This window comes from Enterobacter cloacae complex sp. IR53030, from assembly GCF_049238365.1.
Taxonomy (GTDB): Bacteria; Pseudomonadota; Gammaproteobacteria; order Enterobacterales; family Enterobacteriaceae; genus Enterobacter; species Enterobacter kobei.
Genome location: NZ_JBMKHA010000018.1, coordinates 97643 through 123831, shown reverse-complemented (window position 1 = coordinate 123831; position 26189 = coordinate 97643). Strand labels below are relative to the sequence as shown.

General features: G+C 55.1%; 23 protein-coding genes and 5 tRNA genes. 10 read left to right on the top strand and 18 right to left on the bottom strand.

Annotated features, from left to right (window positions below; genetic code table 11):
• The 5 genes from ACOTXR_RS18010 to ACOTXR_RS17990 form a co-directional block, all read right to left on the bottom strand.
• On the bottom strand, positions 1-281 hold a 281-nt coding region (locus ACOTXR_RS18010; RefSeq protein ID WP_040152346.1), incomplete at its 3' end, for a GTP-binding protein.
• A 118-nt stretch (positions 282-399) separates the two neighbouring features.
• Positions 400-475, bottom strand: a tRNA-Thr gene (locus tag ACOTXR_RS18005).
• Between the two features lie 6 nt (positions 476-481).
• Positions 482-556 (bottom strand) — tRNA-Gly (locus ACOTXR_RS18000).
• Positions 557-673: 117 nt separating this feature from the next.
• A tRNA-Tyr gene (locus ACOTXR_RS17995) sits at positions 674-758 on the bottom strand.
• Positions 759-766: 8 nt separating this feature from the next.
• Positions 767-842: transfer RNA gene (locus ACOTXR_RS17990), tRNA-Thr, on the bottom strand.
• 317 nt (positions 843-1159) lie between these two features.
• Between ACOTXR_RS17990 and coaA the strand changes: the two genes are divergently transcribed.
• The gene (gene coaA, locus ACOTXR_RS17985) at positions 1160-2110 is read left to right on the top strand and encodes a type I pantothenate kinase (RefSeq protein ID WP_014882061.1); all 951 of its coding nucleotides are present in this window, start codon (positions 1160-1162) and stop codon (positions 2108-2110) included.
• Between the two features lie 43 nt (positions 2111-2153).
• On the opposite strand, the gene dppF is transcribed toward coaA, so the two are convergent.
• The 9 genes from dppF to ACOTXR_RS17940 all read right to left on the bottom strand — a co-directional run bounded on the left by dppF (position 2154) and on the right by ACOTXR_RS17940 (position 12733).
• Positions 2154-3167, bottom strand: coding sequence for a dipeptide ABC transporter ATP-binding subunit DppF (dppF, locus tag ACOTXR_RS17980; protein ID WP_023331759.1), 1014 nt, complete (start codon positions 3165-3167; stop codon positions 2154-2156).
• Positions 3164-4147, bottom strand: coding sequence for a dipeptide ABC transporter ATP-binding protein (gene dppD, locus ACOTXR_RS17975; RefSeq protein ID WP_032635363.1), 984 nt, complete (start codon positions 4145-4147; stop codon positions 3164-3166). Before dppD ends, dppF begins: the two co-directional genes overlap by 4 nt.
• Positions 4148-4157: 10 nt before the next feature.
• The gene (dppC, locus tag ACOTXR_RS17970) at positions 4158-5060 is read right to left on the bottom strand and encodes a dipeptide ABC transporter permease DppC (protein ID WP_014882058.1); all 903 of its coding nucleotides are present in this window, start codon (positions 5058-5060) and stop codon (positions 4158-4160) included.
• Between the two features lie 9 nt (positions 5061-5069).
• Positions 5070-6089, bottom strand: coding sequence for a dipeptide ABC transporter permease DppB (gene dppB / locus ACOTXR_RS17965; protein WP_014882057.1), 1020 nt, complete (start codon positions 6087-6089; stop codon positions 5070-5072).
• Positions 6090-6266: 177 nt separating this feature from the next.
• Positions 6267-7874 carry a dipeptide ABC transporter periplasmic-binding protein DppA gene (dppA, locus tag ACOTXR_RS17960; RefSeq protein ID WP_014882056.1) on the bottom strand — a complete coding sequence of 536 codons (1608 nt, stop codon included), beginning with the start codon at positions 7872-7874 and terminating at the stop codon, positions 6267-6269.
• Between the two features lie 620 nt (positions 7875-8494).
• Positions 8495-8571, bottom strand: a tRNA-Pro gene (locus ACOTXR_RS17955).
• A gap of 91 nt (positions 8572-8662) precedes the next feature.
• Positions 8663-10357, bottom strand: a complete 1695-nt coding sequence (eptB, locus tag ACOTXR_RS17950; RefSeq protein WP_058690617.1) for a kdo(2)-lipid A phosphoethanolamine 7''-transferase — start codon at positions 10355-10357, stop codon at positions 8663-8665.
• Positions 10358-10593: 236 nt separating this feature from the next.
• A complete protein-coding gene (locus ACOTXR_RS17945) occupies positions 10594-11796 on the bottom strand; it encodes an L-lactate MFS transporter (RefSeq protein ID WP_058690618.1) in 1203 nt (400 codons plus the stop codon).
• A 238-nt stretch (positions 11797-12034) separates the two neighbouring features.
• Positions 12035-12733 carry an autotransporter domain-containing protein gene (locus tag ACOTXR_RS17940; RefSeq protein WP_023331756.1) on the bottom strand — a complete coding sequence of 233 codons (699 nt, stop codon included), beginning with the start codon at positions 12731-12733 and terminating at the stop codon, positions 12035-12037.
• Positions 12734-12895: 162 nt separating this feature from the next.
• On the opposite strand from ACOTXR_RS17940, the gene tag reads away from it, so the two are divergent.
• Both tag and ACOTXR_RS17930 read left to right on the top strand, forming a co-directional pair.
• On the top strand, positions 12896-13477 hold the full coding sequence (gene tag / locus ACOTXR_RS17935) for a DNA-3-methyladenine glycosylase I (RefSeq protein WP_014882052.1): 582 nt from the start codon (positions 12896-12898) through the stop codon (positions 13475-13477).
• Positions 13455-13901: an N-acetyltransferase gene (locus ACOTXR_RS17930; RefSeq protein ID WP_032635359.1), complete on the top strand. Its 447-nt coding sequence runs from the start codon at positions 13455-13457 to the stop codon at positions 13899-13901. Before tag ends, ACOTXR_RS17930 begins: the two co-directional genes overlap by 23 nt.
• Here the strand turns inward: ACOTXR_RS17930 and ACOTXR_RS17925 are convergent.
• On the bottom strand, positions 13864-16143 hold the full coding sequence (locus tag ACOTXR_RS17925) for a molybdopterin guanine dinucleotide-containing S/N-oxide reductase (protein ID WP_058690632.1): 2280 nt from the start codon (positions 16141-16143) through the stop codon (positions 13864-13866). The two genes, ACOTXR_RS17930 and ACOTXR_RS17925, sit on opposite strands and share 38 nt — an antisense overlap.
• A 212-nt stretch (positions 16144-16355) precedes the next feature.
• Here ACOTXR_RS17925 and ACOTXR_RS17920 point away from each other — a divergent pair, with 212 nt between their 5' ends.
• From ACOTXR_RS17920 to ghrB, 6 genes are all read left to right on the top strand, one after another.
• The gene (locus ACOTXR_RS17920) at positions 16356-17018 is read left to right on the top strand and encodes an OmpA family lipoprotein (protein WP_010426241.1); all 663 of its coding nucleotides are present in this window, start codon (positions 16356-16358) and stop codon (positions 17016-17018) included.
• A gap of 144 nt (positions 17019-17162) precedes the next feature.
• Positions 17163-18179, top strand: a complete 1017-nt coding sequence (locus tag ACOTXR_RS17915) for a LacI family DNA-binding transcriptional regulator (protein WP_058690621.1) — start codon at positions 17163-17165, stop codon at positions 18177-18179.
• 103 nt (positions 18180-18282) lie between these two features.
• Positions 18283-19032, top strand: a complete 750-nt coding sequence (locus tag ACOTXR_RS17910; RefSeq protein ID WP_058690622.1) for a sugar phosphate isomerase/epimerase family protein — start codon at positions 18283-18285, stop codon at positions 19030-19032.
• Positions 19033-19035: 3 nt separating this feature from the next.
• Positions 19036-19974 (top strand): sugar kinase, encoded by a 939-nt coding sequence (locus tag ACOTXR_RS17905; RefSeq protein ID WP_058690623.1) that lies wholly within the window; start codon positions 19036-19038, stop codon positions 19972-19974.
• Positions 19975-20091: 117 nt separating this feature from the next.
• The gene (locus ACOTXR_RS17900) at positions 20092-21372 is read left to right on the top strand and encodes an MFS transporter (protein WP_023331751.1); all 1281 of its coding nucleotides are present in this window, start codon (positions 20092-20094) and stop codon (positions 21370-21372) included.
• Between the two features lie 26 nt (positions 21373-21398).
• Entirely contained in the window at positions 21399-22373 is a 975-nt protein-coding gene (ghrB, locus tag ACOTXR_RS17895) for a glyoxylate/hydroxypyruvate reductase GhrB (RefSeq protein WP_023336571.1), read from the top strand.
• Between the two features lie 58 nt (positions 22374-22431).
• Here ghrB and cspE read toward each other — a convergent pair whose 3' ends face one another.
• The gene (cspE, locus tag ACOTXR_RS17890; protein ID WP_003860775.1) at positions 22432-22644 is read right to left on the bottom strand and encodes a transcription antiterminator/RNA stability regulator CspE; all 213 of its coding nucleotides are present in this window, start codon (positions 22642-22644) and stop codon (positions 22432-22434) included.
• A 247-nt stretch (positions 22645-22891) separates the two neighbouring features.
• Positions 22892-23602, bottom strand: a complete 711-nt coding sequence (locus ACOTXR_RS17885; protein WP_014882044.1) for a DUF3053 domain-containing protein — start codon at positions 23600-23602, stop codon at positions 22892-22894.
• 332 nt (positions 23603-23934) lie between these two features.
• Here ACOTXR_RS17885 and ACOTXR_RS17880 point away from each other — a divergent pair, with 332 nt between their 5' ends.
• A complete protein-coding gene (locus ACOTXR_RS17880; RefSeq protein WP_014882043.1) occupies positions 23935-24222 on the top strand; it encodes an HTH-type transcriptional regulator in 288 nt (95 codons plus the stop codon).
• A gap of 38 nt (positions 24223-24260) precedes the next feature.
• Here ACOTXR_RS17880 and ACOTXR_RS17875 read toward each other — a convergent pair whose 3' ends face one another.
• Positions 24261-25880 (bottom strand): ABC-F family ATP-binding cassette domain-containing protein, encoded by a 1620-nt coding sequence (locus ACOTXR_RS17875; RefSeq protein ID WP_222834741.1) that lies wholly within the window; start codon positions 25878-25880, stop codon positions 24261-24263.
• Positions 25881-26189 lie beyond the last annotated feature (309 nt).

The window sequence follows — 26189 nt, the reverse complement described above, 5'->3', positions numbered from 1 at the left end:
GTGATCATGTTTTTAACATAGTCGGCGTGGCCCGGGCAGTCTACGTGTGCGTAGTGGCGAGTCGGGGTGTCGTATTCAACGTGAGAAGTGTTGATGGTGATACCACGAGCTTTTTCTTCTGGTGCGTTATCGATCTGGTCGAATGCACGAGCAGAACCACCGTAGGTTTTAGCCAGAACGGTAGTGATTGCAGCGGTCAGCGTTGTTTTACCATGGTCAACGTGGCCGATAGTACCGACGTTAACGTGCGGTTTTGTACGTTCAAACTTTTCTTTAGACATCGATTGTCCCTCTAAGACACGGATAAATCGGTGATATCACCACATCAACCAGGCGAAATGCCTGAATTGTTGAATACAGTAAAATTGAAACAGAGAGAAACGGGAAGGAGAAGTGAAGTGGTGCTGATACCCAGAGTCGAACTGGGGACCTCACCCTTACCAAGGGTGCGCTCTACCAACTGAGCCATATCAGCACGTATTGGAGCGGGCAGCGGGAATCGAACCCGCATCATCAGCTTGGAAGGCTGAGGTAATAGCCATTATACGATGCCCGCATCCTGAAACTCGGCTACCCAGTTCTTTCTGTAACAAAAAAAGAGATTTCTCTCTTTTTCAGTTTGAGCTGGCTAATTTTTCCAACCAGCTCCGGCGGCATTTACGCTGCCAGAAAGTGGTGGTGGGGGAAGGATTCGAACCTTCGAAGTCTGTGACGGCAGATTTACAGTCTGCTCCCTTTGGCCGCTCGGGAACCCCACCGGACTTGATGGTGCCGACTACCGGAATCGAACTGGTGACCTACTGATTACAAGTCAGTTGCTCTACCTACTGAGCTAAGTCGGCATCAAGTAGCGCGCATTCTATGGATACCTGCGCGGTCATGCAACTAAAAATTTGCATAAAACGTTCTTTCGCTCACATTTTATGCGAACAGCATACTAAGCGCTGTAAAAGTAGTCATTCGCGGTCAAATAATCAACATGCAAGGGTCGTTTGCACGGGATACACCGTAGCGTGACGGCTTCCGCGTAACGTAGCGCTTTCCATCTTTTTTCTTATTATTCCTGCCATCTGGTGTTAACCTCCTGCCCATTGTCCAAAATTAACTGTGTGATGAGCCACGATCCGGCAGTATTGAGCTGGCTCACTGAAGCATGCTTATGAGCAAAAAAGAGCAAACGTTAATGACGCCTTATCTTCACTTTAACCGCAGCCAGTGGGCTGCCCTGCGTGATTCCGTCCCTATGACGCTGACGGAAGGTGAAATCGCACGGTTAAAAGGGATAAACGAAGATCTGTCCCTGGAAGAGGTGGCAGAAATTTATCTCCCCCTTTCTCGCTTGCTTAACTTCTATATCAGCTCCAACCTGCGCCGTCAGGCGGTACTGGAGCAGTTCCTCGGAACGAACGGTCAGCGCATTCCTTATATCATCAGCATTGCGGGCAGCGTGGCCGTGGGTAAAAGCACCACTGCGCGCGTATTGCAGGCGCTGTTGAGCCGCTGGCCTGAACACCGCAGCGTTGAGTTAATTACCACCGACGGCTTCCTGCACCCGAACGAAGTATTAAAAGAACGCGGGCTAATGAAGAAGAAGGGCTTCCCGCTCTCTTATGATATGCACCGTCTGGTGAAATTTGTCTCTGACCTGAAATCCGGGGTGCCTCACGTCACGGCACCGGTCTATTCACACCTGATCTACGATCGTATCCCGGATGGGGATAAAACGGTGGTCCAGCCGGATATCCTGATCCTGGAAGGGTTAAACGTCCTGCAGAGCGGAATGGATTATCCTCATGACCCACATCATGTGTTCGTTTCAGACTTCGTCGATTTCTCTATATATGTTGATGCGCCGGAAGATCTTCTCCAGAGCTGGTACATCAACCGCTTCCTGAAGTTCCGGGAAGGCGCATTCACCGATCCTGACTCTTACTTCCATAACTATGCGCAGCTGTCAAAAGAAGAGGCCATTAAGGTGGCGACGGGGCTGTGGAATGAGATCAACTACGTGAACCTGAAAGAGAACATCCTGCCGACGCGTGAACGCGCAAGTCTGATCCTCACCAAGAGCGAAAAGCACGCAGTCGACCAGATTCGCTTGCGGAAATAATTGCGCAGACATAAAAAAACCGGCTTAACGCCGGTTTTTTTCTTTATGCATGTGGCTTCTCGCCATTTTCATCCTGATCGACCGCGAAACAGGCGACCAGTTGACCGCCATAATCCTTCAGCTGCGGCTGCAGCTGCGTGCAGGGACCAAAGCGGCGACTGCAGCGGGCGTTAAATGCACACCCAGGAGGCGGATTCAGCGGGCTTGGCAACTCACCCGTCAGCTTAATACGCTCACGGCGATCGTCCGGGTTGAGACGCGGCGTCGCAGACAGCAGGGCCTGGGTATACGGGTGACGCGGGTTAGTAAAGATCTGGTCTTTGCTCCCCTTCTCCACGCAGCGCCCCAGGTACATCACCATCACTTCATCCGCAATGTGTTCGACAACCGACAGATCGTGGGAGATGAACACGTAAGAGAGTCCCAGTTCCTGCTGGAGATCCATCATCAGGTTCAGCACCTGCGCACGCACGGAAACGTCGAGCGCGGAGACGGGCTCATCGGCAATCACCACGTCCGGGTCGAGCATCAGGCCGCGGGCGATGGCAATACGCTGACGCTGGCCGCCGGAGAACATATGCGGGTAGCGGTCATAATGCTCGGTTTTCAGGCCGACCTTCGCCATCATCGCCAGCGCTTTTTCGCGGCGCTGCTCTTTGCTCAGATTACTGTTAATGAGCAGCGGCTCTTCCAGAATCTGTCCCACTTTTTTACGCGGGTTCAGAGAACCGTACGGGTTCTGGAATACAATCTGGATTTTCTGGCGACGCAACTTCTGCGCCTGAGGATCGTGTTTGAGCAGATCCTGCCCCTGATAATAAAGTTCACCGCCGGTCGGGACTTCAATCATCGTCAACAGACGGCCCAGCGTAGATTTACCACAGCCCGACTCCCCAACTACCGCCAGCGTTTTGCCGCGTTCGAGGGTAAAGGAGACGCCGTCCAGCGCTTTCACCAGGCGCTCAGGGGCAAAAATCCCCTTCTTCACCGGGTAGTGTTTTTTCAGATCGATGGCCTGCAACAGCGGTTGTTGCGTGGTGGCCTGTTGCGTACTCATAGTGTTGGCCTCCCGGCATCATCGAGTGGGTAGTGGCATTTCGACTGACGGCCGTCAGCAAGCTGGTTCAGCTCTGGCTCTTCCGCCCGGCATTTGTCCGTCGCATACGGACAGCGCGGGTTAAGCAGACAGCCCTGCGGACGGTCATATTTACCCGGCACCACACCCGGCAGTGACGCCAGGCGCGCTTTATCCTGGGCAAACTCCGGCAGCGCACGCAGCAGAGCCTGCGTATAAGGGTGACGCGGTGCGCGGAAGATATCGTGCGAACTTCCGGTCTCGACGACCTGGCCTGCATACATCACGATGATTTTGTGCGCCGCTTCGGCCACCAGCGCCAGGTCATGCGTAATCAGGACCAGCGCCATATTTTCCTGCTGCTGCAACTCCAGCAGCAGTTCGATGATTTGCGCCTGAATGGTCACGTCCAGCGCCGTCGTCGGTTCATCCGCAATCAGCAGTTTTGGCCGACAGGCAATCGCCATCGCGATCATCACGCGCTGGCTCATCCCGCCAGAGAGCTGGTGCGGATAGACGTCCAGACGCGATGCCGGGTCAGGAATACCCACCTGATTCAGAAGGTCGATCGCCCTTTGCCGACGTGTTTTCTTGTTACCGCCCTGATGCACCTTAATGGCTTCCATAATCTGGAAGCCGACGGTGTAGCACGGGTTCAGGCTGGTCATTGGGTCCTGGAAAATCATCGCCACTTCCGCGCCCACCAGCTGGCGGCGCTGTTTTTCGGAAATGCGCTTCAGATCCTGACCATTGAATTGCAGGTTTTCCGCCATCACGCGGCCGGGATAATCGATAAGCCCCATAATCGCCAGTGAGCTCACCGACTTACCGGAACCGGATTCCCCGACAATACCCACCACTTCGCCCTGATTTACGCTGTAGCTGATGCGGTCCACGGCGCGAAACTCAGTGCCAACGTCTCCGAAGTGCACCGATAATTGATCTACATTTAATAACGCCATCTCGTGCCTCTTACTGCTTCAGTTTGGGATCAAGCGCATCACGCAGGCCATCACCCATCAGGTTAAATGCCAGCACCGTCAGCAGGATTGCCAGACCCGGGAAGGTGACAACCCACCAGGCGCTTTGTGCGAACTGCAACACGTCGGAGAGCATCGTGCCCCACTCCGGTGTTGGCGGCTGCGCACCCATGCCCAGGAAGCCAAGAGCGGCCATATCAAGAATGGCGTTTGAGAAACCGAGCGACGCCTGAACAATCAGCGGCGCAAGGCAGTTCGGGAAGATATTGACGAACATCTGGCGCATCGCCCCCGCCCCCGCCACGCGAGACGCGGTGACGTAGTCGCGGTTCACTTCCACCAGCACCGCCGCACGGGTTAAACGCACGTAGTGAGGAAGCGCCACGAAGGTCAACGCCAGCGCGGCGTTACCGATAGACGGACCGAAGATCGCCACCAGCACCAGCGCCAGCAGCAGGCTTGGCAGCGCCAGCATGATGTCGACAACACGCATAATGATGTTATCGACGATGCCGCCGAAGTAACCCGCCACCAGACCAAGCACAATCCCCATAATCAGGGACAGCACCACCACCAGGCAGCCAACCAGCAGCGACAGACGCGCGCCGTACATCAGACGCGAAAGCACATCGCGGCCTACATCATCGGTACCCAGCAGGTGCGCCAGGCTACCGCCATCCTGCCACGCAGGAGGTGCAAGCAGCGCATCGCGGAACTGATCCGCAGGGTTATAAGGTGCGAGGAAGTTCGCAAACACCGCAATCAGGATCATGATTGCGACATATACCAGCCCTACTACCGCACCTTTATTGCGCTTGAAGTAGTGCCAGAACTCCTGCAGCGGTGTCATTGGAACCGGTGCAGCAACCACTTTGTTTTCAGAAACGTGTGACATGATGGCCCCTTACTTCTTATGACGAATACGCGGGTTCACCACGCCGTACAGCAAATCGACCAGCAGGTTGACGAGGATAATCATCGTCGCGACCAGCAGCACCCCGCCCTGCACGACCGGATAGTCACGGCGTTGCAGCGCATCAATCAGCCAGCGTCCGAGGCCAGGCCAGGAGAAGATGGTTTCGGTCAGGATAGCCCCTGCCAGCAGCGTACCCACCTGAAGACCAATAACGGTCACCACCGGCAGCATGGCGTTACGCAGCGCATGTACGATGATGACGCGCATACGGGTTAACCCTTTGGCGCGTGCGGTACGGATGTAATCTTCGCCCAGCACTTCCAGCATGGAGGAACGGGTCATACGCACAATCACCGCCAGAGGGATGGTGCCCAGCACCATGGCTGGCAGGATCATATGCGCGACGGCATCGATGAAGTTACCCTCTTCACCCCATATAGCCGTATCAATCAGCATAAAGCCGGTCAACGGATTGGTGTCGTCGAGGAAAACCATATCGCTGACGCGCCCGGAGACGGGCGTCAGGTTAAGCTGCACCGAAACCAGCATAATCAGCATCATGCCCCACCAGAAGATAGGCATGGAGTAGCCGGTCAGCGCCAGGCCAACAGCGGTGTGGTCGAAAATTGAGCCACGTTTAACGGCAGCCAGTACCCCAACTGGAATACCCACCGCAGTGGCGAAAATCATGGCGCAGACGCCAAGCTCCAGTGTCGCTTTAAAACGCGGCACGAACTCGTCCCACACCGGAAGACGGCTTTTCAGCGAAATCCCTAAGTCACCGTGCAACACGCCCCAGATATAATGGAGGTACTGCTGCCACATCGGCTTATCGAGGCCGAGTTCAGCCAGAAGCTGCGCATGACGTTCAGGGGAGATACCACGCTCGCCCGCCATAATCATTACCGGGTCGCCGGGGATCATATGGACGAAGGCAAAAGTGAGAAGGGTGATACCGATAAACGTCGGGATAACAAGTCCCAGACGTCGGAGGATGAACTGCAACATAACCCGGATTCTCTCTGATGACGCACGACCAGTGGCGTGACGTCTGTATTGCTCACAAATCTTATCCCCTCTCCTTTCAGAGAGGAAATAAAGCACTGCTGCCGGGTGGCGCTACGCTTACCCGGCCTACATACCGTAGGCCAGTGCAAGCGCAACGCCGCCTGGCGTTGCTTTTAATTATTCAACCGATACGTTTTCGAAGTGGTGTTTGCCCAGTGGATCAACCACATAGCCCTTCACTTCTTTACGCACTGGCTCATACACGGTGGAGTGAGCAACAATCAGCGCCGGAGCCTGATCGTGCATAACAACCTGCGCTTGCTTGTACAGCTCAATACGTTTGTTGTGATCGTCGGTCGCACGCGCCGGCTGGATCAGGTCTTCAAACGGCTTGTAGCACCAGCGAGAGTAGTTAGAACCGTCTTTCGCCGCCGCGCAGCTGAACAGGGTAGCGAAGAAGTTGTCCGGATCCCCGTTGTCACCGGTCCAGCCCATCATCACCGCCTGGTGCTCACCCGCTTTGGCGCGCTTCAGGTACTCGCCCCACTCGTAGGTCACGATCTTGGCCTGTACGCCAACTTTCGCCCAGTCAGCCTGAACCATTTCCGCCATACGGCGTGCGTTCGGGTTGTACGGACGCTGTACCGGCATCGCCCACAGCTCAACGGTGAAGCCTTTATCCTGGCCCGCTTCTTTCAGCAGCGCTTTCGCTTTCTCAGGATCGTAGCTGTAGTCTTTAACGTCATCGTTATAGCCCCACATAGTTGGTGGGATCAGGTTCTTGGCTGCAACGCCTGCGCCCTGGTAAACGGCTTTGATGATCGCTTCTTTGTTCACCGCGTAGGTCAGCGCCTGACGCACTTTCACGTCATCAAACGGTTTCTTCTCGGTGTTGAAGGAGAGGTAGCCCACGTTCAGGCCCGCCTGTTCCAGCAGGTTAATGTTCTTATCCTGCTTCATGCGCGCGATGTCAGCCGGGTTCGGGTATGGCATCACCTGGCATTCGTTTTTCTGCAGTTTTGCATAACGCACGGACGCATCAGGCGTGATGGAGAAGACCAGACGGTCGATCTGCGGCTTGGTGCCCCAGTAGCCCGGGAAGGCTTTATACAGAATACGGGAGTCTTTCTGGTACTGCAGCAGCTGGAACGGGCCGGTACCGATTGGGTTCAGGTCCACTTTCTCAGGCGTGCCGGCTTTCAGCATGTTGTCCGCATACTCTTTAGAGAGAATAGAGGCGAAGTCCATGGCCAGGTCAGCCAGGAATGGCGCTTCCGGACGCGTCAGCACGAACTGCACGGTTTTATCGTCCACTTTTTTCACTTCTGAGATCAGGTCAGGCAGACCCATCCCTTCGAAGTACTCATAGCTGCCGCCCGACACTTTGTGGTACGGGTTCTGGGCATTTTTCTGACGGTCGAAGGAGAACACAACGTCGTCGGCGTTAAAGTCACGCGTTGGTTTAAATTCTTTGCTGTCCTGCCACTTCACGCCCTGACGCAGGTGGAAGGTATAGGTCTTACCGTCTTCGCTGACGTCCCACTTCTCAGCCAGACCCGGAATCACTTCGGTGGTGCCGGTTTTGAATTCAACCAGACGGTTATAGATCGGTACAGAGCTTGCGTCGTACGTCGTGCCAGAGGTAAAGAGCTGTGGGTTAAAGCCTTCCGGCGAGCCTTCAGAACAGTAAACCAGGGTTTTTGCCTGTACGCTTGCTGCCACGGTCATAGCCACCAGGCTCAGACCAAGCTTCAGCATCCCTGACTTCTTCAAGGAAATACTCATTATTCTGCTCCAATGTGATGTTTTGCTTTGTTGTGTTACGCCGCCAGACCTTTATTTATTTTTTACCCGGTCCGGTCGGTGGTGCCCGAAGGCAGTAAAGGGATGGAGAATCCTTTCAGAAGAGCGTTTGAGTTGCAGCGCAGATCGTCCCTGAAATGCCCCTCATGCCCTACAATCTGTCAACAGAATGTGAAAACGTCAATACAGGTGACGGGGATTTACGTGGAGTGTGAGAAACCGCAAACAAAGATTAAAAAAACTATGTATGCCAGTTTTCAGCAGGGAAATTTATGCTACTCGCCATCTTGCAGCACAAATATCTTCATATTTCGCAACAATCAGTGATTAACTTTTATTCAGAATGGGTAAATTTTCTTGCAGAATGGTGATTATCTGAGCACTAAATACCGCGAACGTTAAAACGCACAGCGAAAAATGCTGAGGTTATCCATAAGCAACGCGAAAAAAGATCAATCTATATATAAAAAAATACAATGGATTATGTCACAAAATCGTTAACAGGCAGGGAGAAGCCAGGATAAGGGGCGTTTTGGTGACTCTGGCGGGCTAAGGTCATAATGCAAAAAGGGCTAACCTTGCGGTTAGCCCTTTTCAGAATGTGGTCGGCGAGAGAGGATTCGAACCTCCGACCCACTGGTCCCAAACCAGTTGCGCTACCAAGCTGCGCTACTCGCCGAATGCGGAGCGCATCTTACTGCTGAGGTGCGCCCCCGTCAATCCCTTATTTTCAAAAAGCCATTCAACTGGCGATATTCTCGCCAGAGCAGTTACTGCGCGGCTTTTGCGGTGCTATCAGGGAGTTTACACCAGTTGTTGTTTTCGTTAATTCCACCATTTGGTGAGGTATAGCCGAGACAACCCATAATGGTGTCGTACAGTTCAACGTGGCGACGTGGCACCTTCATCTCCGCCTCTTTTTTCAGATGAGCAAACATTGCGGCTTTGTCAGGGTTTTCCAGATACTTATCCGACATCCACATAATCATCGGCACGCGGAACTGCTCCGGCGGTGCCAGCTTGCGCGGTGTACCGTGCAAATGCTCTTTCTCATTGATGGATTCACCGTGATCTGCCGCATAGATAACAATCGCTTTCTTGTCTCGCAGCTGGTCAATCACGCGGCTCAGGAAGGTATCAACATACAGTACCGAGTTATCGTAGGCATTGATCAGTTCCTGCTTGCTGCAGTCTTTATTAATACCGACGCACTCAGGTTGCCACTTTGCAAAGTCGCGCGTGTAACGTTGGTAATAGCTGTAATGTGACCCTTTTGTATGCAGAATGACGAGATGTTTGCCCTGCGGATGATTCTTCAGAGACTCAGACATCTCCTCAAGGAGCAGCATATCGTCGACGTTTTTACCGCGGTTGCGGGGCTCGGCGCCAATCTGCTCACGGTACGCGATGTTATCCGCCAGCGTATTGGTGTAGAACCACATCTCACTTTGCATCGCGAACAGGTCAGAGCTAAATCCAAGCTGCTTCAGCACGGCAAACACGTTTTGCTCTTTCAGCGTGCGTTGTGGGTTATCACTCGCACCGCCTTCACGCACAAACATACAGCGCAATGAGAGCTTCGTCGCGGTATCGCAAGAGTAGCCGCGATAGGCCACCAGGTTCTTTTCCTGAGCCAGTTTTGGTGTGGTATCACGGTCGTAACCGAGAATACCCATATGATCCCAGCGTGTTGTTTCACCGATAACAAACACGACGTAAGTATCATCCAGTCCGTCAGCAGGTGCCTGATAGGTGAATTTTTTTGTCGGGTTAATCAGCGATTTCACATCACTCGATTCGTCCGCCTGTGCCCAGGCATAAAGACCTAATGCCGAGAGCCAGTTAGACGGCAGATACGAGTTAGCCACTACACCACCGTAGCTTGGCATATCAACGCCCGTCGCTTTTTCAATTCGTTTTTGCTGTTTTTCAATTAAGCGAATAGGCGCCCATACCAGCAGTCCGGCCAGCAAAACGACAACGATATTGCGTACCCGCTGCCCGCGCGTACGCAACTGGCGTAATAAGGTATAGCGGCAGGTATTACTCCAGATAAAGAAGAGCGGGATCAGGCAGGTTAACACCGTCCAGACGATAAAGCCTTTACCGACCACCTCTTTTGAAAGATCGATATCCGTGGTCATCACCGACGCCACGATACCGTACCCGATGACGACGTTCATGAACGTCATGTAATAGCTTGCGGCGGCAGAGATAATCACCACCAGCGAGGCCAGAATTTGCCAGGTACGTCGGCCAAAAAGTGAGAGCAGGCGTAACAGGAAGAAGGTTGCCAGAACGGAACCAAACACTTCAATCGCGGCAAAAATTCCATTTCTTACGGTGAGGTGTTCAAAATAACCTTCCACTCTTCTGAACAGCACCGCGCCATTCAGAAACAAACCGATATAGACAGCCAGCATCAGACACAATCGTTGCTGGGTAAGAGACCTAATATATTTCATGCAAACAACCCTGGGGGAAGGGGTATAAAGACCCGCCGAATCTCATCGAGAAAGCAGACAGAGTAAGTTGGTGCGAGAGAAACCGTTATCAGAAAGGTCCACAAGCGCGATAAGTAGACCACAGCGGGAAAGAAAAGTGGCAGCAGAGAATGTGATCGATGAAGATTTTTACAAAATAACAAGTCCGAAGGCAATGCAGAGATAAAAAAGAGGCCCTGCGGCCTCTCTTCATTAAATCAGGCATGCGCTTCTTTATAGACTTCACGCTGCGGCTGACGAATCGTCGTGGACAGTGCCAGCGAAATAATCAGCAAAGCAAATATCACGCAGAAGGTCACGTAGAACCCGCCGAACAGCGAGGCAATCAGCGAGCCGCAGATACTGCCGATCCCAAAGCCGAGATAGATAACCCCGTAGTTTTTCGCCAGGTTATTCAGCCCAAAGAACTCGCTTACCAGCGACGGGAAGACGGTAATGGTGCCGCCAAAGTTAAAGGCCACGCAGGCAATTGCTGCAAAGAATGTCGCTTCATTCAGCGGGGCGAACAGTAACGCCGCCATCCCCACCAGAGAGACCACCTGCCCTATCGTAATGACGCGGATACGGGCAATCTTGTCGGACAAGATCCCCAGCACCAGGCGACCAGACAGGTTAGCGATGGAAATAACCGTCACCGCATTCGCCGCGGTTGCCGCATCCAGTTTCACCATTCCCTGGGCGATATCTTTCGCCACGCCAATGACGTACAGACCACTCATGCAGGCCGTCAGGAACATCACCGCCAGCATCCAGTACTGCGGTTTGCGCATGGACTGCGCCAGCGTAAAGTCGTTCTCCACCACGCCGTTAACGGATTTCACTTCCTGCTGCGGGGCATCTTTCATCAGCGTGGCACCGAACAGAATCATCACCAGCACGATGGCACCCCAGATCATGAAGGTCTTTTCGAGGCCAACGGACGCCAGCAGATGGGCATCAATAAACTTAAAGCCGAGGCTGCCCAGGCCATAAGAACCAATGGCAAAGGCGGAGATTAACCCCTTACGCTCCGGGAACCACTTCACGCAGTTCGACAGCGTCAGCAGATAGCCCGCACCGTCTGCCAGGCCCACCAGGACGCCAGCACTCAGCCACAGCATCATCAGGTTGCTGGAATGCGCCGTCAGGAAGAAGCCCAGACCGAGCAAAATGCCGGACGCCATGGTCACGCGCTTCACGCCAAAACGCTCCTGCAGCTTGCCCGCGACGGAAGACGAGATCGCCAGCGCAAGACTCAGCAGACCAAAAGAAAACGCCACCTGGCTGACCGGTGCGCCAAGTTTGTCGGAAAGCGCACTGTTAAACAGACTCCAGGTATAGACCGATCCCAGCGCGAACTGGGTGACGATGGTGCCAAAGAGCGTGAGCCAGCGCGTACGGTTATAAGTTGATGTGTTCATGGCCGTTGTCCTGCAACAGAAATTAGAAGATTTCGCTGAGGACAACGATAAACAAAACCCTAGCGGTGATGGGGTAAAACGGCATGAAATGCAGGAGGAACGGAATGAAATGCCTGGAATCGGGAATGAATGACCTTGCCGGGGAACAAAGCGACAGCAGGTTAGTACCTGCTATCGCTGTAAAGCCTGTGATTATTGTTTTCGAGATGTTATCGCTACGTTTAAAAAGGTAACAACATTAAAAATTCGCACTCACCCCCAGGGTATAGAGAAACTCTTCACCGGTCGTGGTGCGTTCCCCCTGAGCCAGCGACGCATACGCCGCCATGTGGGTATTAAAAGGCATATCCGTTCCAACAGTGACATCCATCCAGCTACCGTTTTGAGCAGGAGCCGGCGTTTGCGGCATGCCAAACTGCGATTTCCACTGGTTTTCACCAAACTGCTGGTTATAGCTCACCTGCGCCCAGGGACGAAGATCGCCGTACTGAGTATTTACGCGCCAGCCTAGCGTGCTCACGCTGGCATGCCAGAGCGGATCGGCGAGCGTCTGCGTCGTCGCGCTATCGCCAAACTCATTGATCATCATCGGCGTCGAACCGTCATACCGCCAGGACATCACCGGACCGGTGGTGATCCGCGCTGAAACCGGAAAATTCCATCCCAGGCTCATCGCCGCGTCCGTGGTGGCACCTGAGGGAACAGCCAGGGCAAGCCCAGGCAAATTTTGCGAAGACTGAATACGCTCAGCAAGAATATCTTCATAACGCGGTTGGTGATCCGCGTCCCATGTATAGCGTTCCGCCGTATTATTTTGGGCGTCTGAAACGATATATTCCTGTTGCCAGGCAGACGCTGTATGACAAAACAACAGGCAGGCTGAAATCCCCACCAGGCCAGAAACAGCATGGCGACCACTGATTTTTTTTATCATCATCAAAGCGACCCCAGAGAGAGCCGAGTTCGGCGATATTTGTCGTTATTCAGGAAGCGTTTAGCGGGCATATAGCCCTGTATTAACTATTGTCTTTATACCAGGCACGTCAAGACAGACGGAATGAAAATTTTGCGAAATCAGCATCAGTAAGGGAGATAACGGATGGAACGTTGCGGTTGGGTAAGCCAGGATCAGCTTTATATCGACTATCACGATCGGGAATGGGGCGTGCCGGAGACGGAGGGCAGAAAACTCTTTGAGATGATCTGCCTTGAGGGACAGCAGGCGGGATTGTCATGGATTACGGTACTGAAGAAACGTGAAAACTACCGCAACGCCTTTCACCAGTTCGACCCCGTCGCCGTCGCCGCCATGACCGATGAAGACGTAGAACGCCTGGTGCAGGATGCTGGCATCATCCGCCATCGCGGTAAGATCCAGGCCATCATCGGCAATGCCCGCGCTTACCTGGCGATGGAGCAAAACGGCGAGCCCTTCTCTGCGTTTGTCTGGTCGTTTGTGAATAACACGCCGCAGCTCACTCAGGCCACCTCGCTGGCGGAGATCCCGGCCTCCACGCCGGAGTCGGACGCGCTCTCTAAGGCCCTCAAAAAGCGCGGCTTTAAGTTTGTCGGCTCCACCATCTGCTACGCCTTTATGCAGGCCTGTGGCCTGGTCAATGACCATGTTACCGGCTGCTTCTGTCATCCGGGGAGGCAACATGATCCGCAAGTGGCAAAGTGACAATGCCGATCCGCTCCTGAGCCTGTGGCTTGAAAGCACCACCGAAGCGCACCCGTTCATCAGCGCAAGCTACTGGAAGGAGAACGAAGCCATGGTGCGGGAGGTCTACCTCCCTGCAGCGGAAACCTGGGTGTGGGAAGAGGACGGTACGCTGCGTGGTTTTATTAGCATTATAAAGTCGCAGTTTGTGGGGGCGCTGTTCGTCAGGCCAACGTATATCGGGCAAGGTATTGGAGGCGCGCTGCTGAACCATGTTCAACAGCGCTTCCCGCATTTAAGCCTGGAGGTCTATCAGAAAAACGTCCGGGCGGTGAATTTCTATCATGCACAGGGCTTTCGCATCGAAGACAGCGCCTGGCAGGACGATACCCAGCACCCGACCTGGATTATGAGCTGGCAGGCGGATCAAACGCCGTTAAGGTAAGCTCAGGCCCCTGGTATTTCTCGACCCAGGCCAGCGCCGTATTCCCTGCACAACCGTTCCCCAGCTTCGAGCTGGGGAGATCTTTGGTCAGCACGTTAACCGCCCCGTTTTTACAGATCCCCCCCTCGGCAGGCTCAAGATCGGGCCATGCGCCCTGGTGAATACAGATCACGCCCGGTTTAATCCCGTCGCTGACCACCGCCCCTGCCAGCACCTGACCACGATGATTCCAGACGCGCACCACATCGCCGTCCGCAATCCCGCGGGCTTTAGCGTCATGGGTATTCAGCGTGATCGGCTCTCGCCCGGCGACCGCATACTGCTCGCGCAGTGAGGAGTAGTTAAGCTGGCTGTGCAGACGATGTGCGGGATGAGCAGATAACACCTGCAGCTGCTCCGGCTGGGCGTTGCCGTGCCACTCGTCTGGCTCCAGCCAGGAAGGGTGTGGCGGGCAATCGGTATAGCCAAAGCTGGCGATGCGCTCGCTGTAGATCACAATCTTGCCGCTCTCGGTTTTCAGCGGATGGTTCTCCGGGTCGCGGCGGAAATCAGCGAAACGGACGAACTGCGCGTTCTGTTCGCTTTCCGGCATTTCGATCAACTGGTTCGCTTCCCAGAACGCAGAAAATGGCGGCAGCGTTACGCCCTGCGCCGCACCGCGCTGCCCGGCGATCTGGTAAAACGTCTCCAGCCATTGCAGATCCGTTTTCCCTTCGGTAAAACGTTCGCGACCGCCCGCTTCCCACCGCTCGCTCAGTTCAGCAAACACGTCAAAATCATCACGTGCTTCATCGCGCGGCGCCACAACGCGCTTCATCGGTACCATATGCTGGTTGCTGTAATCGCCGGTCATGGTGAGATCGTTACGCTCAAACGACGTGGTCGCCGGCAGCACAATATCCGCATGTTTGGCCGAAGCGGTCCAGAAGCACTCGGAAATCACCACCAGCTCCGGCTTTTGCCAGGCGCGGATCAGGCGATTGGTATCCTGATGGTGCGTGAAGTTCGCCCCGCCCGCCCACCAGATAAATTTAATATCCGGGAAATGGCGGTCCAGACCGTTGTGCTGATAAAAACCGCCCGGGTTTTCCAGGGCTTCAATGATTCGCGCCACCGGGATTTTATCCACGGCATCCACGCCGCCTGCCACCGAACCTTGCAGAGAAGCCAGCACCGCCGCTTTGCGCGTTGGGTTTCCGCCGTTGGCAAAATGATAGGAGAGACCAAAACCGCCGCCCGGCGTACCGATCTGCCCGAGCATGGCGGCAAGCGTGACCAGCATCCAGTGCTTCTGCTCGCCAAACTGCTGGCGCTGCATCCCCCAGCCGGACATTAACATCGTGGTGTTGTCATGGAATAACGCGGCCAGTTCGCGAATTTTGTCAGCAGAAACACCACAAATTCCTGCCGCCCATTCTGCGGTTTTAGCCACCCCGTCGGATTGCCCCGTGAGATAGTCGGCAAATTGGTCAAAGCCGGAGGTGCAGCGGGTGAGGAAGTCACTGTCGTGCCAGTCGTTCTCCAGCAGCGTATGGGCGATACCCAGCATCATTGCCACGTCGGTGCCCATATGCGGCGCAATCCACTCGGCTCTGTCGCCGAAGAAATCCATGGTTTCAGAGCGCATCGGGTCAATGCAGATGATGCGCTTGCCGCTTTTGCGCAGCGCGTCGAAATAGCCAATGCCCTGCTCGTCACTGGCATTCCAGGCAATTTTCAACGTGTTAAGCGGGTTGGCACTCCAGAGCACCACCACATCGGTATGCGCCAGCACCAGCGGCCAACTGGTCTGCTGCTGGTAAACTTCGTTGCCGCCGACCACGTACGGCATGATCGCCTGCGCAGCGCCAGTGGAATAATCTCCCAGATGTCCTGTATAACCGCCCGCCAGACTCATGTAACGCTGCAGCAGCGTCGACGCCTTATGCAGCACGCCGTTTGAACGCCAGCCGTAAGATCCGGCAAAAATGGACGATGGGCCGTAACGTTCGCGGATGCGCTTATGCTGGGCGTGGATCAACGCCAGCGCGTCATCCCAGCTCACGCGAACAAACTCATCCTGGCCGCGAATACCCTGCGGTTTGTCCGGCGAAGCCAGAAAACCTTTACGCACCATCGGCCAGCGCACGCGCGTTTTGCTATGCACCTGATCGCGAACGACGGTCTGTAAAGAGTTGGGATGTTGTGTTGGCAGTGCCCCGCGGGACGACAAAACATTTTCGCCATCGGTTTCGACCAGCATCGGCCCCCAGTGGGCGGCGGTCAGAATGGTTTTCGTTGAGGTGCTCAAGCGTGCGCTCCTGGTTGCGTGCAGGTTTTACGGCCTTCTTGCTGAGGCCGTTTATGGTTTGTCACAAATTTCAGAGTTATACCCGGAATTTTCTCCGTATCTGGACGTCATAATCAACTGCCACGCACGCCGTGGCAAAGAATAAAAAGGATTAAGGAAAGAAGATGAAAAAACGCGTACTCGTTATTGCCGCTCTGGTGAGCGGTGCACTGGCTGTTTCTGGCTGCACAACCAACCCTTACACCGGTGAGCGCGAAGCGGGTAAATCCGGCATCGGCGCAGGTATCGGCTCACTGGTAGGTGCAGGCGTTGGGGCACTCTCCTCCTCCAAGAAAGACCGCGGTAAAGGCGCGCTGATTGGCGCAGCGGCGGGGGCAGCACTGGGCGGCGGCGTCGGTTATTACATGGATGTGCAGGAAGCAAAACTGCGTGACAAAATGAAGGGAACCGGCGTAAGCGTGACGCGCAGCGGCGATAACATCATTCTGAACATGCCGAACAACGTGACCTTTGATAGCAGCAGCGCAACGCTGAAACCAGCGGGTGCGAACACGCTGACCGGCGTGGCGATGGTGCTGAAAGAGTACAACAAGACCGCCGTGAACGTGATTGGCTACACCGACAGCACCGGCAGCCAGGATCTGAACATGCGTCTGTCACAGCAGCGCGCGGATTCCGTTGCCAGCTCGCTGATCGCCCAGGGTGTGGAAGCGAACCGCATCCGCACCAGCGGCATGGGCCCTGCCAACCCTATCGCCAGCAACAGCACGGCGGAAGGTAAAGCGCAGAACCGTCGCGTAGAGATTACGTTGAGTCCAATTCAGTAATCGCATTTCTCCCTCTCCCGTGGGAGAGGGTTGGGGTGAGGGCACCAGACCGCACCCCAGGTAAGCGCAGCGCCACCGGGCAAATTACTTGATTCGTCCGATTTTCCCGTTAAGGTATTCTCACTAAATTCAGGGAAATCAGCGATGAGCAAACCAGCCCGGGCCACCATCAGCGACGTGGCGAAAGCCGCCAGAACCGGTAAAACCAGCATTTCGCGCTACCTTAACGGCGAGAAACATCTATTGTCCGATGCATTGCTGGCGCGTATTGAACAGGCTATTGCCGATCTCGACTACCGCCCCAGCCTGATGGCCCGCGGGCTCAAACGTGGCCGCACCCGCCTTATCGGACTTATCATCGCGGATATCACTAACCCCTACTCTGTAAACGTGCTCAGCGGTATCGAAGCCGCCTGCCGCGAAAAAGGTTTTACGCCTCTGGTCTGTAATACCAACAACGAGGTCGACCAGGAGTTGCACTATCTCGATCTGCTGCGCAGCTACCAGGTGGAAGGGATTGTGGTCAACGCGGTGGGCATGCGTGAAGAGGGGCTGAACCGTCTGCAGCAATCCTCCCTGCCCATGGTCCTCATCGACCGTAAAATCCCGGAATTCGCCTGCGATGTGGTCGGGCTGGATAACACCCAGGCCGCCACGACCGCGACCGAACATCTGATTGAACAAGGTTTCGAGGCGATTCTCTTTCTGAGCGAACCGCTGGGCATGGTAAATACCCGACGCGAACGGCTGGCTGCATTTCGTGCCACGCTGGCGCGTTATCCCGGCGTGATCGCCGAAAATGCCGAAACGCCGCTTCACGAAGCCGGGCAGCTCGACAACACCCTGCGCCAGTTCCACACGCGCCATCGCGGGATGCGCAAAGCCGTTATCTCCGCCAACGGGGCACTAACCCTGCAGGTTGCCCGCTCACTCAAGCGTATTGGCCTGCACTGGGGCAGCGATATCGGTCTGCTGGGGTTTGATGAACTGGAGTGGGCGGAGCTGGCTGGCGTCGGCATTACCACCCTCAAACAGCCCACCTGGCAGATTGGCTATGCTGCTGTAGAACAAGTGGTTCGTCGTATTGAAGGCACCAGTGAGGCCGTACGCGAGCAGGTCTTCTCCGGCGAGCTGATCGTCCGCGGCTCCACCGCACGTTAATATCCCCTTGTGATAGCGATCATAAATTCGACATCCTGAGCTTTTCTTTGGAACCGGTTCCATCTAGCGTAATAGTATTGATATGTTGCGATGGAGTCCGAAGATGGGCAGGAAAATCATGGTGGTCACCGCCGCGTATGGCGCGGAGCAGGTGCGACAGGCGGGCGGTCAGCGGGCGATGCTTCCCGTTATTGCGGGTGCAGGCGCCGACGGCGTGGAGATCCGCCGCGAGCTGTTCAATAGCGAAGAGTTACTGGCGCTGCCTGCGCTCGGTGAGTCCATTGAGCTTCTGGGCCTGCTGGCGTGTTACTCAGCACCTGCCGCCCTGTTTATGCCCGATGGCACCCTCAACCCGGACCTGCCGCGGTATCTCTCAGAAGCCAGCATCCTGAACGCGCTGTGGCTGAAGGTTTCCCTGGGCCATTTTAGCGACACGCAGCCTCTCGATGCCTTACGTAATCTGCTCAATACCAGCGGTATAGCGCTGGTTGTGGAAAACGATCAGACCGACTGCGGCCAGCTTGCACCGATGCAACGTTTTCAGGCCGCCTGTCGCGAAAGGGCGCTTCCCGTCACGTTGACCTTTGACATGGGCAACTGGCTGTGGGTCGGTGACTCCCCGGAAGAGGCCGCGCGTCATCTGGCGCCTGCCGTGAGCTATATCCACGTTAAAGCCGCCGTTCCGCATAAAGATAACTTTCGCGCCGTCGCGCCGGATGGTGCCGATTCCCGCTGGCTGGATCTGCTTGGCCAGCTGCCTGCCGATGCCCCGCGCGGTATCGAGTTCCCGCTGGAAGGGGCGGATTTAACCGCCGTTACCCGCCATTACGTCAACCTGCTGCGCGAGGAGTAAATCATGCACAAGACGCTGGATGTCATCACGATTGGCGAAGCCATGGCAATGTTTGTCGCCACCGAAACGGGCGAGCTGAGCGCGGTAGAGCACTTTATCAAACGCGTGGCGGGCGCAGAGCTGAACGTCGCAACCGGCCTGGCGCGTCTGGGCCTGAACGTCGGCTGGGTCAGCCGCGTGGGCGATGACAGCTTTGGCCACTTCGTTCTCGATTCGCTGAAAAAAGAGGGGATTGATGCCGCAGGCGTTACGCTCGACGGACGCTTCCCCACCGGCTTTCAGCTTAAGTCTAAAGTTGAAAATGGAACCGATCCCATCGTGGAGTATTTCCGTAAAGGGTCGGCCGCCAGCCATCTCTCCGTAGAAGATTACCACGCCGATTATTTTGCCTCCGCGCGCCATTTGCACCTGAGCGGCGTGGCGGCGGCGCTCTCTGCCAGCTCGTATTCGCTGCTGGATCATGCGGCAACGACCATGAAGTCGCTGGGCAAAACGATCTCTTTCGATCCAAATTTGCGCCCGGTGCTGTGGAAAAGCGAAGCGGAAATGATCGAGAAGCTTAACCGGCTGGCATTCAGGGCGGACTGGGTTCTGCCGGGCCTGAAAGAAGGGATGATCCTGACCGGCGAAAATACACTGGAAGGCATTGCTGACTTCTACCTGAATAAAGGGGTAAAAGCGGTGGTGCTGAAAACCGGCGCCGATGGCGCATGGTTTAAAACAGCCGAAGGCGAGCAAGGCGCGGTCGCGGCGGTGAAGGTCGAGAACGTCGTCGACACCGTCGGCGCGGGCGATGGCTTTGCCGTGGGCGTCATTAGCGCGCTGCTGGAAGGCAAACCGCTGCCGCAGGCGGTTGCACGAGGCAACAAGATTGGCTCACTGGCCATTCAGGTGCAGGGCGACAGCGAAGGATTACCGACACGAGCACAGCTCGGCATGTAAATTCCCTCTCCCCGTGGGAGAGGGCCAGGGTGAGGGCCACAGGCCGCACCCAATAATTAAACCACCGTGTACCCTACAGGCAACGGCGGTAACAACCTCAACAACAGAGGCAAGCCTATGAACAGTTCGACCAATGCAGTAAAACGCTGGTGGTACATCATGCCAATCGTGTTTATCACGTACAGCCTGGCGTACCTTGATCGTGCCAACTTCAGTTTCGCATCCGCGGCGGGGATCACCGAAGACCTCGGGATCACTAAGGGCGTCTCATCCCTGTTGGGCGCCCTCTTCTTCCTGGGGTATTTCTTCTTCCAGATCCCCGGTGCTATTTACGCCGAACGCCGCAGCGTGCGTAAGCTGATCTTCATCTGTCTGATCCTGTGGGGCGCCTGTGCGTCACTTACCGGCGTGGTGAACAATATTCCTGCCCTGGCCGCCATTCGCTTTATCCTTGGCGTCGTTGAGGCGGCGGTCATGCCCGCGATGCTGATTTACATCAGCAACTGGTTTACCAAATCTGAACGCTCACGCGCGAATACTTTCCTGATCCTCGGTAACCCGGTCACCGTACTGTGGATGTCGGTGGTCTCCGGCTACCTGATCCAGTCCTTCGGCTGGCGCGAGATGTTCATCATCGAAGGGGTTCCGGCAGTGATTTGGGCCTTCTGCTGGTGGGTGCTGGTGAAAGATAAACCTGCCCAGGCGAAATGGCTTTCCGAAGATGAAAAAGCGGCGCTCCAGGCGCAGCTGGATAAAGAGCAGCAGGGTCTGAAGGCGGTACGTAACTACGGTGAAGCCTTCCGCTCCCGTAACGTGATCCTGCTCTGCGCGCAGTATTTTACCTGGAGTATCGGCGTGTACGGTTTTGTGCTGTGGCTGCCGTCGATCATCCGCAGCGGCGGTGAGAATCTCGGCATGGTTGAAGTGGGCTGGCTCTCGTCCGTACCGTATCTGGCTGCGACCATCGCCATGATCGTCGCCTCCTGGGCGTCGGATAAGCTGCAAAACCGTAAGGTGTTCGTCTGGCCGCTGCTGCTGATTGCTGCTTTTGCCTTCATCGGCTCCTGGGCCGTGGGCGCGAATCACTTCTGGGCCTCTTATACCCTGTTGGTCATTGCCGGTGCCGCCATGTACGCCCCGTACGGTCCATTCTTTGCCATCATCCCGGAGATGCTGCCGCGTAACGTGGCGGGCGGTGCCATGGCATTAATTAACAGCATGGGCGCGCTGGGTTCGTTCTGCGGCTCCTGGTTTGTTGGTTACCTGAACGGAGCCACCGGCAGCCCATCCGCATCGTACATCTTTATGGGGGTGGCGCTTTTTGCCTCCGTGTGGCTTACTCTGATTGTTAAGCCTGCTAATAATCAACAGCACCCCGTCGGCGCACGCCACGCCTGAATCCTTAAAAATCAACGGAGATTAGCATGAAGCCGTCCGTCATTTTGTATAAAGCACTGCCGGAAGATCTGCAGAAACGCCTGGAAGAGCACTTCACCGTCACGCAGGTGAAAAACCTGAGTCCGGAGACCGTGGCACAGCATGCCGATGCGTTCGCCAGCGCCGAAGGCCTGCTGGGTTCAAGCGAGAAAGTGGACATCGCCCTGCTGGAGAAAATGCCGAAGCTTCGTGCTACTTCAACTGTTTCAGTAGGTTATGACAACTTCGACGTGGATGCCCTGAGCGCCCGCAAAATCCTGCTGATGCACACGCCGCATGCCCTGACGGAAACCGTGGCCGACACGCTGATGGCGCTGGTGCTCAGCACCGCCCGTCGCGTGGTTGAAGTGGCCGAGCGCGTTAAAGCAGGCGAATGGACAAAAAGCATTGGCCCGGACTGGTTCGGCGTGGATGTTCACGGCAAAACGCTGGGCATCGTGGGTATGGGACGTATCGGGCTGGCGCTGGCACAGCGCGCGCATTTTGGTTTCAACATGCCGATACTGTACAACGCGCGCCGTCACCACGGTGAAGCGGAAGAACGTTTTAACGCGCGTTACTGTGAGCTGGATACGCTGTTGCAGGAAGCCGATTTTGTCTGCCTGATCCTGCCGTTGACGGATGAAACACGTCACCTGATTGGCAAATCCGCATTTGAAAAAATGAAGAAATCCGCCATTTTCATCAACGCGGGTCGTGGCCCGGTGGTGGATGAGCAGGCGCTCATTGAAGCCCTGCAAAATGGCCAGATCCACGCCGCCGGTCTGGACGTGTTTGAGCAGGAGCCACTGCCGGTGGATTCTCCACTGCTGAAAATGCCAAACGTCGTCGCCCTGCCCCACATCGGCTCTGCCACGCACGAGACACGCTACAACATGGCGGCTACCGCAGTGGACAACCTGATTGCCGCGCTGAGTGGAAAAGTGGATAAAAACTGCGTTAACCCGCAGATCCAACAGTAGAAACGAAAAAACCCGCCAGAAGGCGGGTTTTTGAATTTTGTGCTACTGGGTTGGAAGCTTACAGGCTTACAACGTTACCAGCTGCTGGGCCTTTAGCGCCGCTTTCGATGGTGAAGGACACTTTCTGACCTTCGTCCAGAGATTTGTAGCCATCGTTCTGGATAGCAGAGAAGTGTACGAACACGTCTTTTGAGCCATCGTCAGGAGTGATGAAGCCGAAACCTTTATCAGCGTTGAACCATTTTACCAGACCAGTCATTTTAGCAGACATAGAATTACCTTAATTAACAAATATATTGTGCCTTCCGGCTTGATGGATTGCGTTACAGATTTTTAAGCGATGAAGGAAGGGTCACAACGAAGGGTATCTATGGATAACAATCTGGACTGCTTTACTAAACTGCTTTAGGTCTGTGTAACAAACCGACGGGAATAGTTATACCGATGTGGTAGAGGAATGACAAGCGTTATTTTCGCAATGCATAAAAAAACCCCGCCTGACGCGGGGTTTTTTCGGTTTATTCTGTGGCCGTGACGGCGGCACTCCAGGCCTGGCTAAAGGCCTGATGCTGGGAGGCCAGCGGCCCAATCAGCGTATTGTACTGACTTGCCTGCTGCGAAGTCGGGAACTGGATGCCGTTGGCAACAAAGCTCACCTGAGTGTCCTGCTGGGCGATAAAGTCACCCACCTGAACCAGCTGCTGCGTGAAAATTTGCGCGGCCGGAATCAGCGGTTGCAGTGCTTCAGACGGTTTGGTCACCACTTTCTCATACACTTTGTCAAAGACCGGTTTGAGATCGTCACCCTGCTTCAGCGCAGAACGTGACGCATCAGCCTGCATTTTCGCATTCTGTAGCTGCTGGCTCAGCACGCCGAGCGCACCGTTGGACTGGCGCAGCGGTTCACGCTGAGTCACATAATCCTGTGGAACGCGGATGGCGTTTACGCTATCCACGACCGGGCGGATACCGGAATCCATCGCCTGGCTCACCTGCTGTGAATACCCATAAAGAATGGCGTAATCGGACACAAAGGGACCAAACTGTTTTTTCTGATCCGCAGTCAGCGTCGGTAACCGCTCGCCGCTGCGCATCACTGTATTCTGCAGAAAATCGATAAACGCTTTACGCTGATCGCCTTCTTTATCAAAACACCCACTCAGGCTAACAACCATCAACAACGCCGCAATAGGCGCAAACCAGCGAGAGCAGGACTTTCCTGTCGCCATTTTATTACTCCTTTCACCCAAAAAAGCGCACACCGGCACACGCGTGCCCGACGGCTTACAAGGATAGTCCAGGTCAGCCTTGCAAGATACTCTTTTCATGTAAAACGCCTATTGCCGATTTATTTCTTATCATTTACAAAAAAATACCTGACGGGCCCTCCTTATGGTTAATCAGGTAATTAGCATAACTATCCATATAGCTGAATCGGATAAAGCGATCGTTACCGCACGATTAATCACACCCGTGACGATCCTGGGTTTGTATTAGGGACTATTCTTAATTGGCTCTCTGATGTTCTTGATCACGATGTGAGATTTAAGAGGAGTTCTCAATGGAATATAAAGATCCTGAGTTTGAGCTGCTGAGCAGTCTGGAACAGATCATTTTTAAAGATGTACCGCAGACGATTACCCTGCAACAAAAAGCCAATCCCTTTACAGAATATGAGCAATTGCGCAAAGGGACAGGTCTGAAGACAGAAGAATTCGCCAGAGCGATGGGTGTCAGCGTAGCGATGGTGCTGGAGTGGGAGTCAAAACGTGAGAGACCCACGCCAACCGAGTTAAAGCTGATGCGCCTGATTCAGGCCAACCCTGCACTCAGCAAACAGATAGCGTAGTGACGTTTGAACGCCCCCGCCTTCGCGGGGGCTTGTGTTTAAAGACTTTCGCAACGCCAGCCCGCCTCTTCCCAGATCATCTCGTGCGACAACGTTAACCCTTTTAAAAAAGCGTCATCGTGTGACACCACCAGCAGTGCTCCCGGAAAACCGGCCAATGCCGCTTCAATGGCCTGAACCGAGGCCAGATCCAGATGGTTGGTCGGTTCATCCAGCAGCAGGAGCTGCGTGGCCTCAGCACGCCATAATACGCAGGCCAGTGCCGCCTTAAGACGCTCACCGCGGCTCAGTTCCGCCAGCGGGAGCGCGACTTTATCGACCCCCAACTGAAGCTGCGCTAAACGGGTTCGTAATACCCCCTCTTCAAGGGGCGTATTGCCCAGGTTGAGGTGGGTCATGACCGACTGCGAGAGATCGAGCCGGGACAGATGTTGATCGAGATAAGCGCAGCTGACGGAAACGTTGCAGGTCCCTGAACGCGGGCTGATTTCGCCGAGAATCGCTTTTAACAGCGTCGACTTCCCGCAGCCGTTTGGTCCTTTTAACGCCACGCGCATCGGACCATCCATCCGCCAGTTGAGTGGGGGAACGGGCACATGCGGCAGCACCAGATTTTCCATCACCAGCACCTGTTTTCCTTCCGGAATCTGACTCCCCGGCAGGGTAAACATCACCGGGTTATCGTCTTCAACCCGCTCACGCGCCTTGTTTACGGCAGCGTTCAGGGCATCATTTTGCTCGTTATGCTGCTTTTTCCAGCTGCCAATACGTTCCTTTGCCGCGCCTTTATATTTGACGCGTTCGAACGATGCGATATTGAGGGTATCGACGGTGCGCAATGTTTTTGCCGACCGCCGCTGGCTGTCGTCATGCTCTTTCTGCATGCGCGCGCGGGTACGTTTGCGCGCCGTCGCCGCGTGCTCCAGCGCCACGCGGGCAGCCTGTTGCTCAGCATCGCGCTGGGTTTGATAATCCGCATAATTCCCGCCATAGCTGCGAAGACCCGCGCCACTCAGTTCAAGAATACGCGGCACCTGCGCCAGCAGCTCACGGTCATGGGAGGCCACCAGTACACCGCCCTGATAACGGGCAAGCTGGTCGTAGAACCATGTCCGGCCTTGCCGGTCCAGGTGGTTAGTGGGTTCGTCCAGCAGCAGATAATCCGCTTGCGCCGTAAACGCCCCGCACAGCAACGCGCGGACACGCTCGCCACCGCTGAGTTCAGCGGCTGGCTTATCCGGATCAAACGGCGACAGTGTCGCCCGGGCAAACGCCTCGCTCAGGCGTTCTGCTAAATCCCAGAAGCCATCAAGCGTTTCCAGATCGTCAGGCTGATACTCTCCGCTGTCGACACGCGCTCGCGCCGCGAAGATTGCCTCGTACCCGAGCAGTTCAGCCAGCGTCGTGTGTGGCAAAATATCCTGCTGCTGCGCCACATAAACCTGTGTTCCGGTTCGTTCGATATGCCCGTTTGCGGGTTCATCAAGTCCCGCCAGCAGGCGCAGCAGACGTGTTTTCCCGCTGCCGTTGCGGCCCACCAGCGCGCACAGAGACGGTTCCAGAGAAAGATTCAGCGGACCAAAAAGGGTATCCCCCGTCGCAAATTGACAGGTGACCTGATGCAAAATAAAAGAAGGGGACTGCGCAAAATGAGCCATAAGCACTCCTGAATGAAATCAAAACATCCCCTGCCGACGCGGTGGCGTTTAGCAAGGATCGAAATTCATCAGTCGTGTTTGTTCATTTTTGGGGGGCACTCCAGCGTGAGAAATTTAACGAGGGTAAGGATAACGGTAATGTGTTGAAGGTTTCAAGGTTAAATTTTGGGCGACTTATACTCCCTCAGCCCTTTGGGAAGGACTACTTTGCCGATACCCTGAAGGCGCCGCGCTTATCCGGCCTACAAAAGCCCCATAAAAAAACCCGCCGAAGCGGGTTTTCAAACTGCTGGCAAAGTGCATTTTGTC

Bases quoted from the DNA above. Each gene is read 5' to 3' on its own strand.
- coaA (WP_014882061.1), top strand. From the start codon at position 1,160: ATGAGCAAAAAAGAGCAAACGTTAATGACGCCTTATCTTCACTTTAAC.
- dppF (WP_023331759.1), bottom strand. From the start codon at position 3,167: ATGAGTACGCAACAGGCCACCACGCAACAACCGCTGTTGCAGGCCATC.
- dppD (WP_032635363.1), bottom strand. From the start codon at position 4,147: ATGGCGTTATTAAATGTAGATCAATTATCGGTGCACTTCGGAGACGTT.
- dppC (WP_014882058.1), bottom strand. From the start codon at position 5,060: ATGTCACACGTTTCTGAAAACAAAGTGGTTGCTGCACCGGTTCCAATG.
- dppB (WP_014882057.1), bottom strand. From the start codon at position 6,089: ATGTTGCAGTTCATCCTCCGACGTCTGGGACTTGTTATCCCGACGTTT.
- dppA (WP_014882056.1), bottom strand. From the start codon at position 7,874: ATGAGTATTTCCTTGAAGAAGTCAGGGATGCTGAAGCTTGGTCTGAGC.
- eptB (WP_058690617.1), bottom strand. From the start codon at position 10,357: ATGAAATATATTAGGTCTCTTACCCAGCAACGATTGTGTCTGATGCTG.
- ACOTXR_RS17945 (WP_058690618.1), bottom strand. From the start codon at position 11,796: ATGAACACATCAACTTATAACCGTACGCGCTGGCTCACGCTCTTTGGC.
- ACOTXR_RS17940 (WP_023331756.1), bottom strand. From the start codon at position 12,733: ATGATGATAAAAAAAATCAGTGGTCGCCATGCTGTTTCTGGCCTGGTG.
- tag (WP_014882052.1), top strand. From the start codon at position 12,896: ATGGAACGTTGCGGTTGGGTAAGCCAGGATCAGCTTTATATCGACTAT.
- ACOTXR_RS17930 (WP_032635359.1), top strand. From the start codon at position 13,455: ATGATCCGCAAGTGGCAAAGTGACAATGCCGATCCGCTCCTGAGCCTG.
- ACOTXR_RS17925 (WP_058690632.1), bottom strand. From the start codon at position 16,143: ATGCTGGTCGAAACCGATGGCGAAAATGTTTTGTCGTCCCGCGGGGCA.
- ACOTXR_RS17920 (WP_010426241.1), top strand. From the start codon at position 16,356: ATGAAAAAACGCGTACTCGTTATTGCCGCTCTGGTGAGCGGTGCACTG.
- ACOTXR_RS17915 (WP_058690621.1), top strand. From the start codon at position 17,163: ATGAGCAAACCAGCCCGGGCCACCATCAGCGACGTGGCGAAAGCCGCC.
- ACOTXR_RS17910 (WP_058690622.1), top strand. From the start codon at position 18,283: ATGGGCAGGAAAATCATGGTGGTCACCGCCGCGTATGGCGCGGAGCAG.
- ACOTXR_RS17905 (WP_058690623.1), top strand. From the start codon at position 19,036: ATGCACAAGACGCTGGATGTCATCACGATTGGCGAAGCCATGGCAATG.
- ACOTXR_RS17900 (WP_023331751.1), top strand. From the start codon at position 20,092: ATGAACAGTTCGACCAATGCAGTAAAACGCTGGTGGTACATCATGCCA.
- ghrB (WP_023336571.1), top strand. From the start codon at position 21,399: ATGAAGCCGTCCGTCATTTTGTATAAAGCACTGCCGGAAGATCTGCAG.
- cspE (WP_003860775.1), bottom strand. From the start codon at position 22,644: ATGTCTGCTAAAATGACTGGTCTGGTAAAATGGTTCAACGCTGATAAA.
- ACOTXR_RS17885 (WP_014882044.1), bottom strand. From the start codon at position 23,602: ATGGCGACAGGAAAGTCCTGCTCTCGCTGGTTTGCGCCTATTGCGGCG.
- ACOTXR_RS17880 (WP_014882043.1), top strand. From the start codon at position 23,935: ATGGAATATAAAGATCCTGAGTTTGAGCTGCTGAGCAGTCTGGAACAG.
- ACOTXR_RS17875 (WP_222834741.1), bottom strand. From the start codon at position 25,880: ATGGCTCATTTTGCGCAGTCCCCTTCTTTTATTTTGCATCAGGTCACC.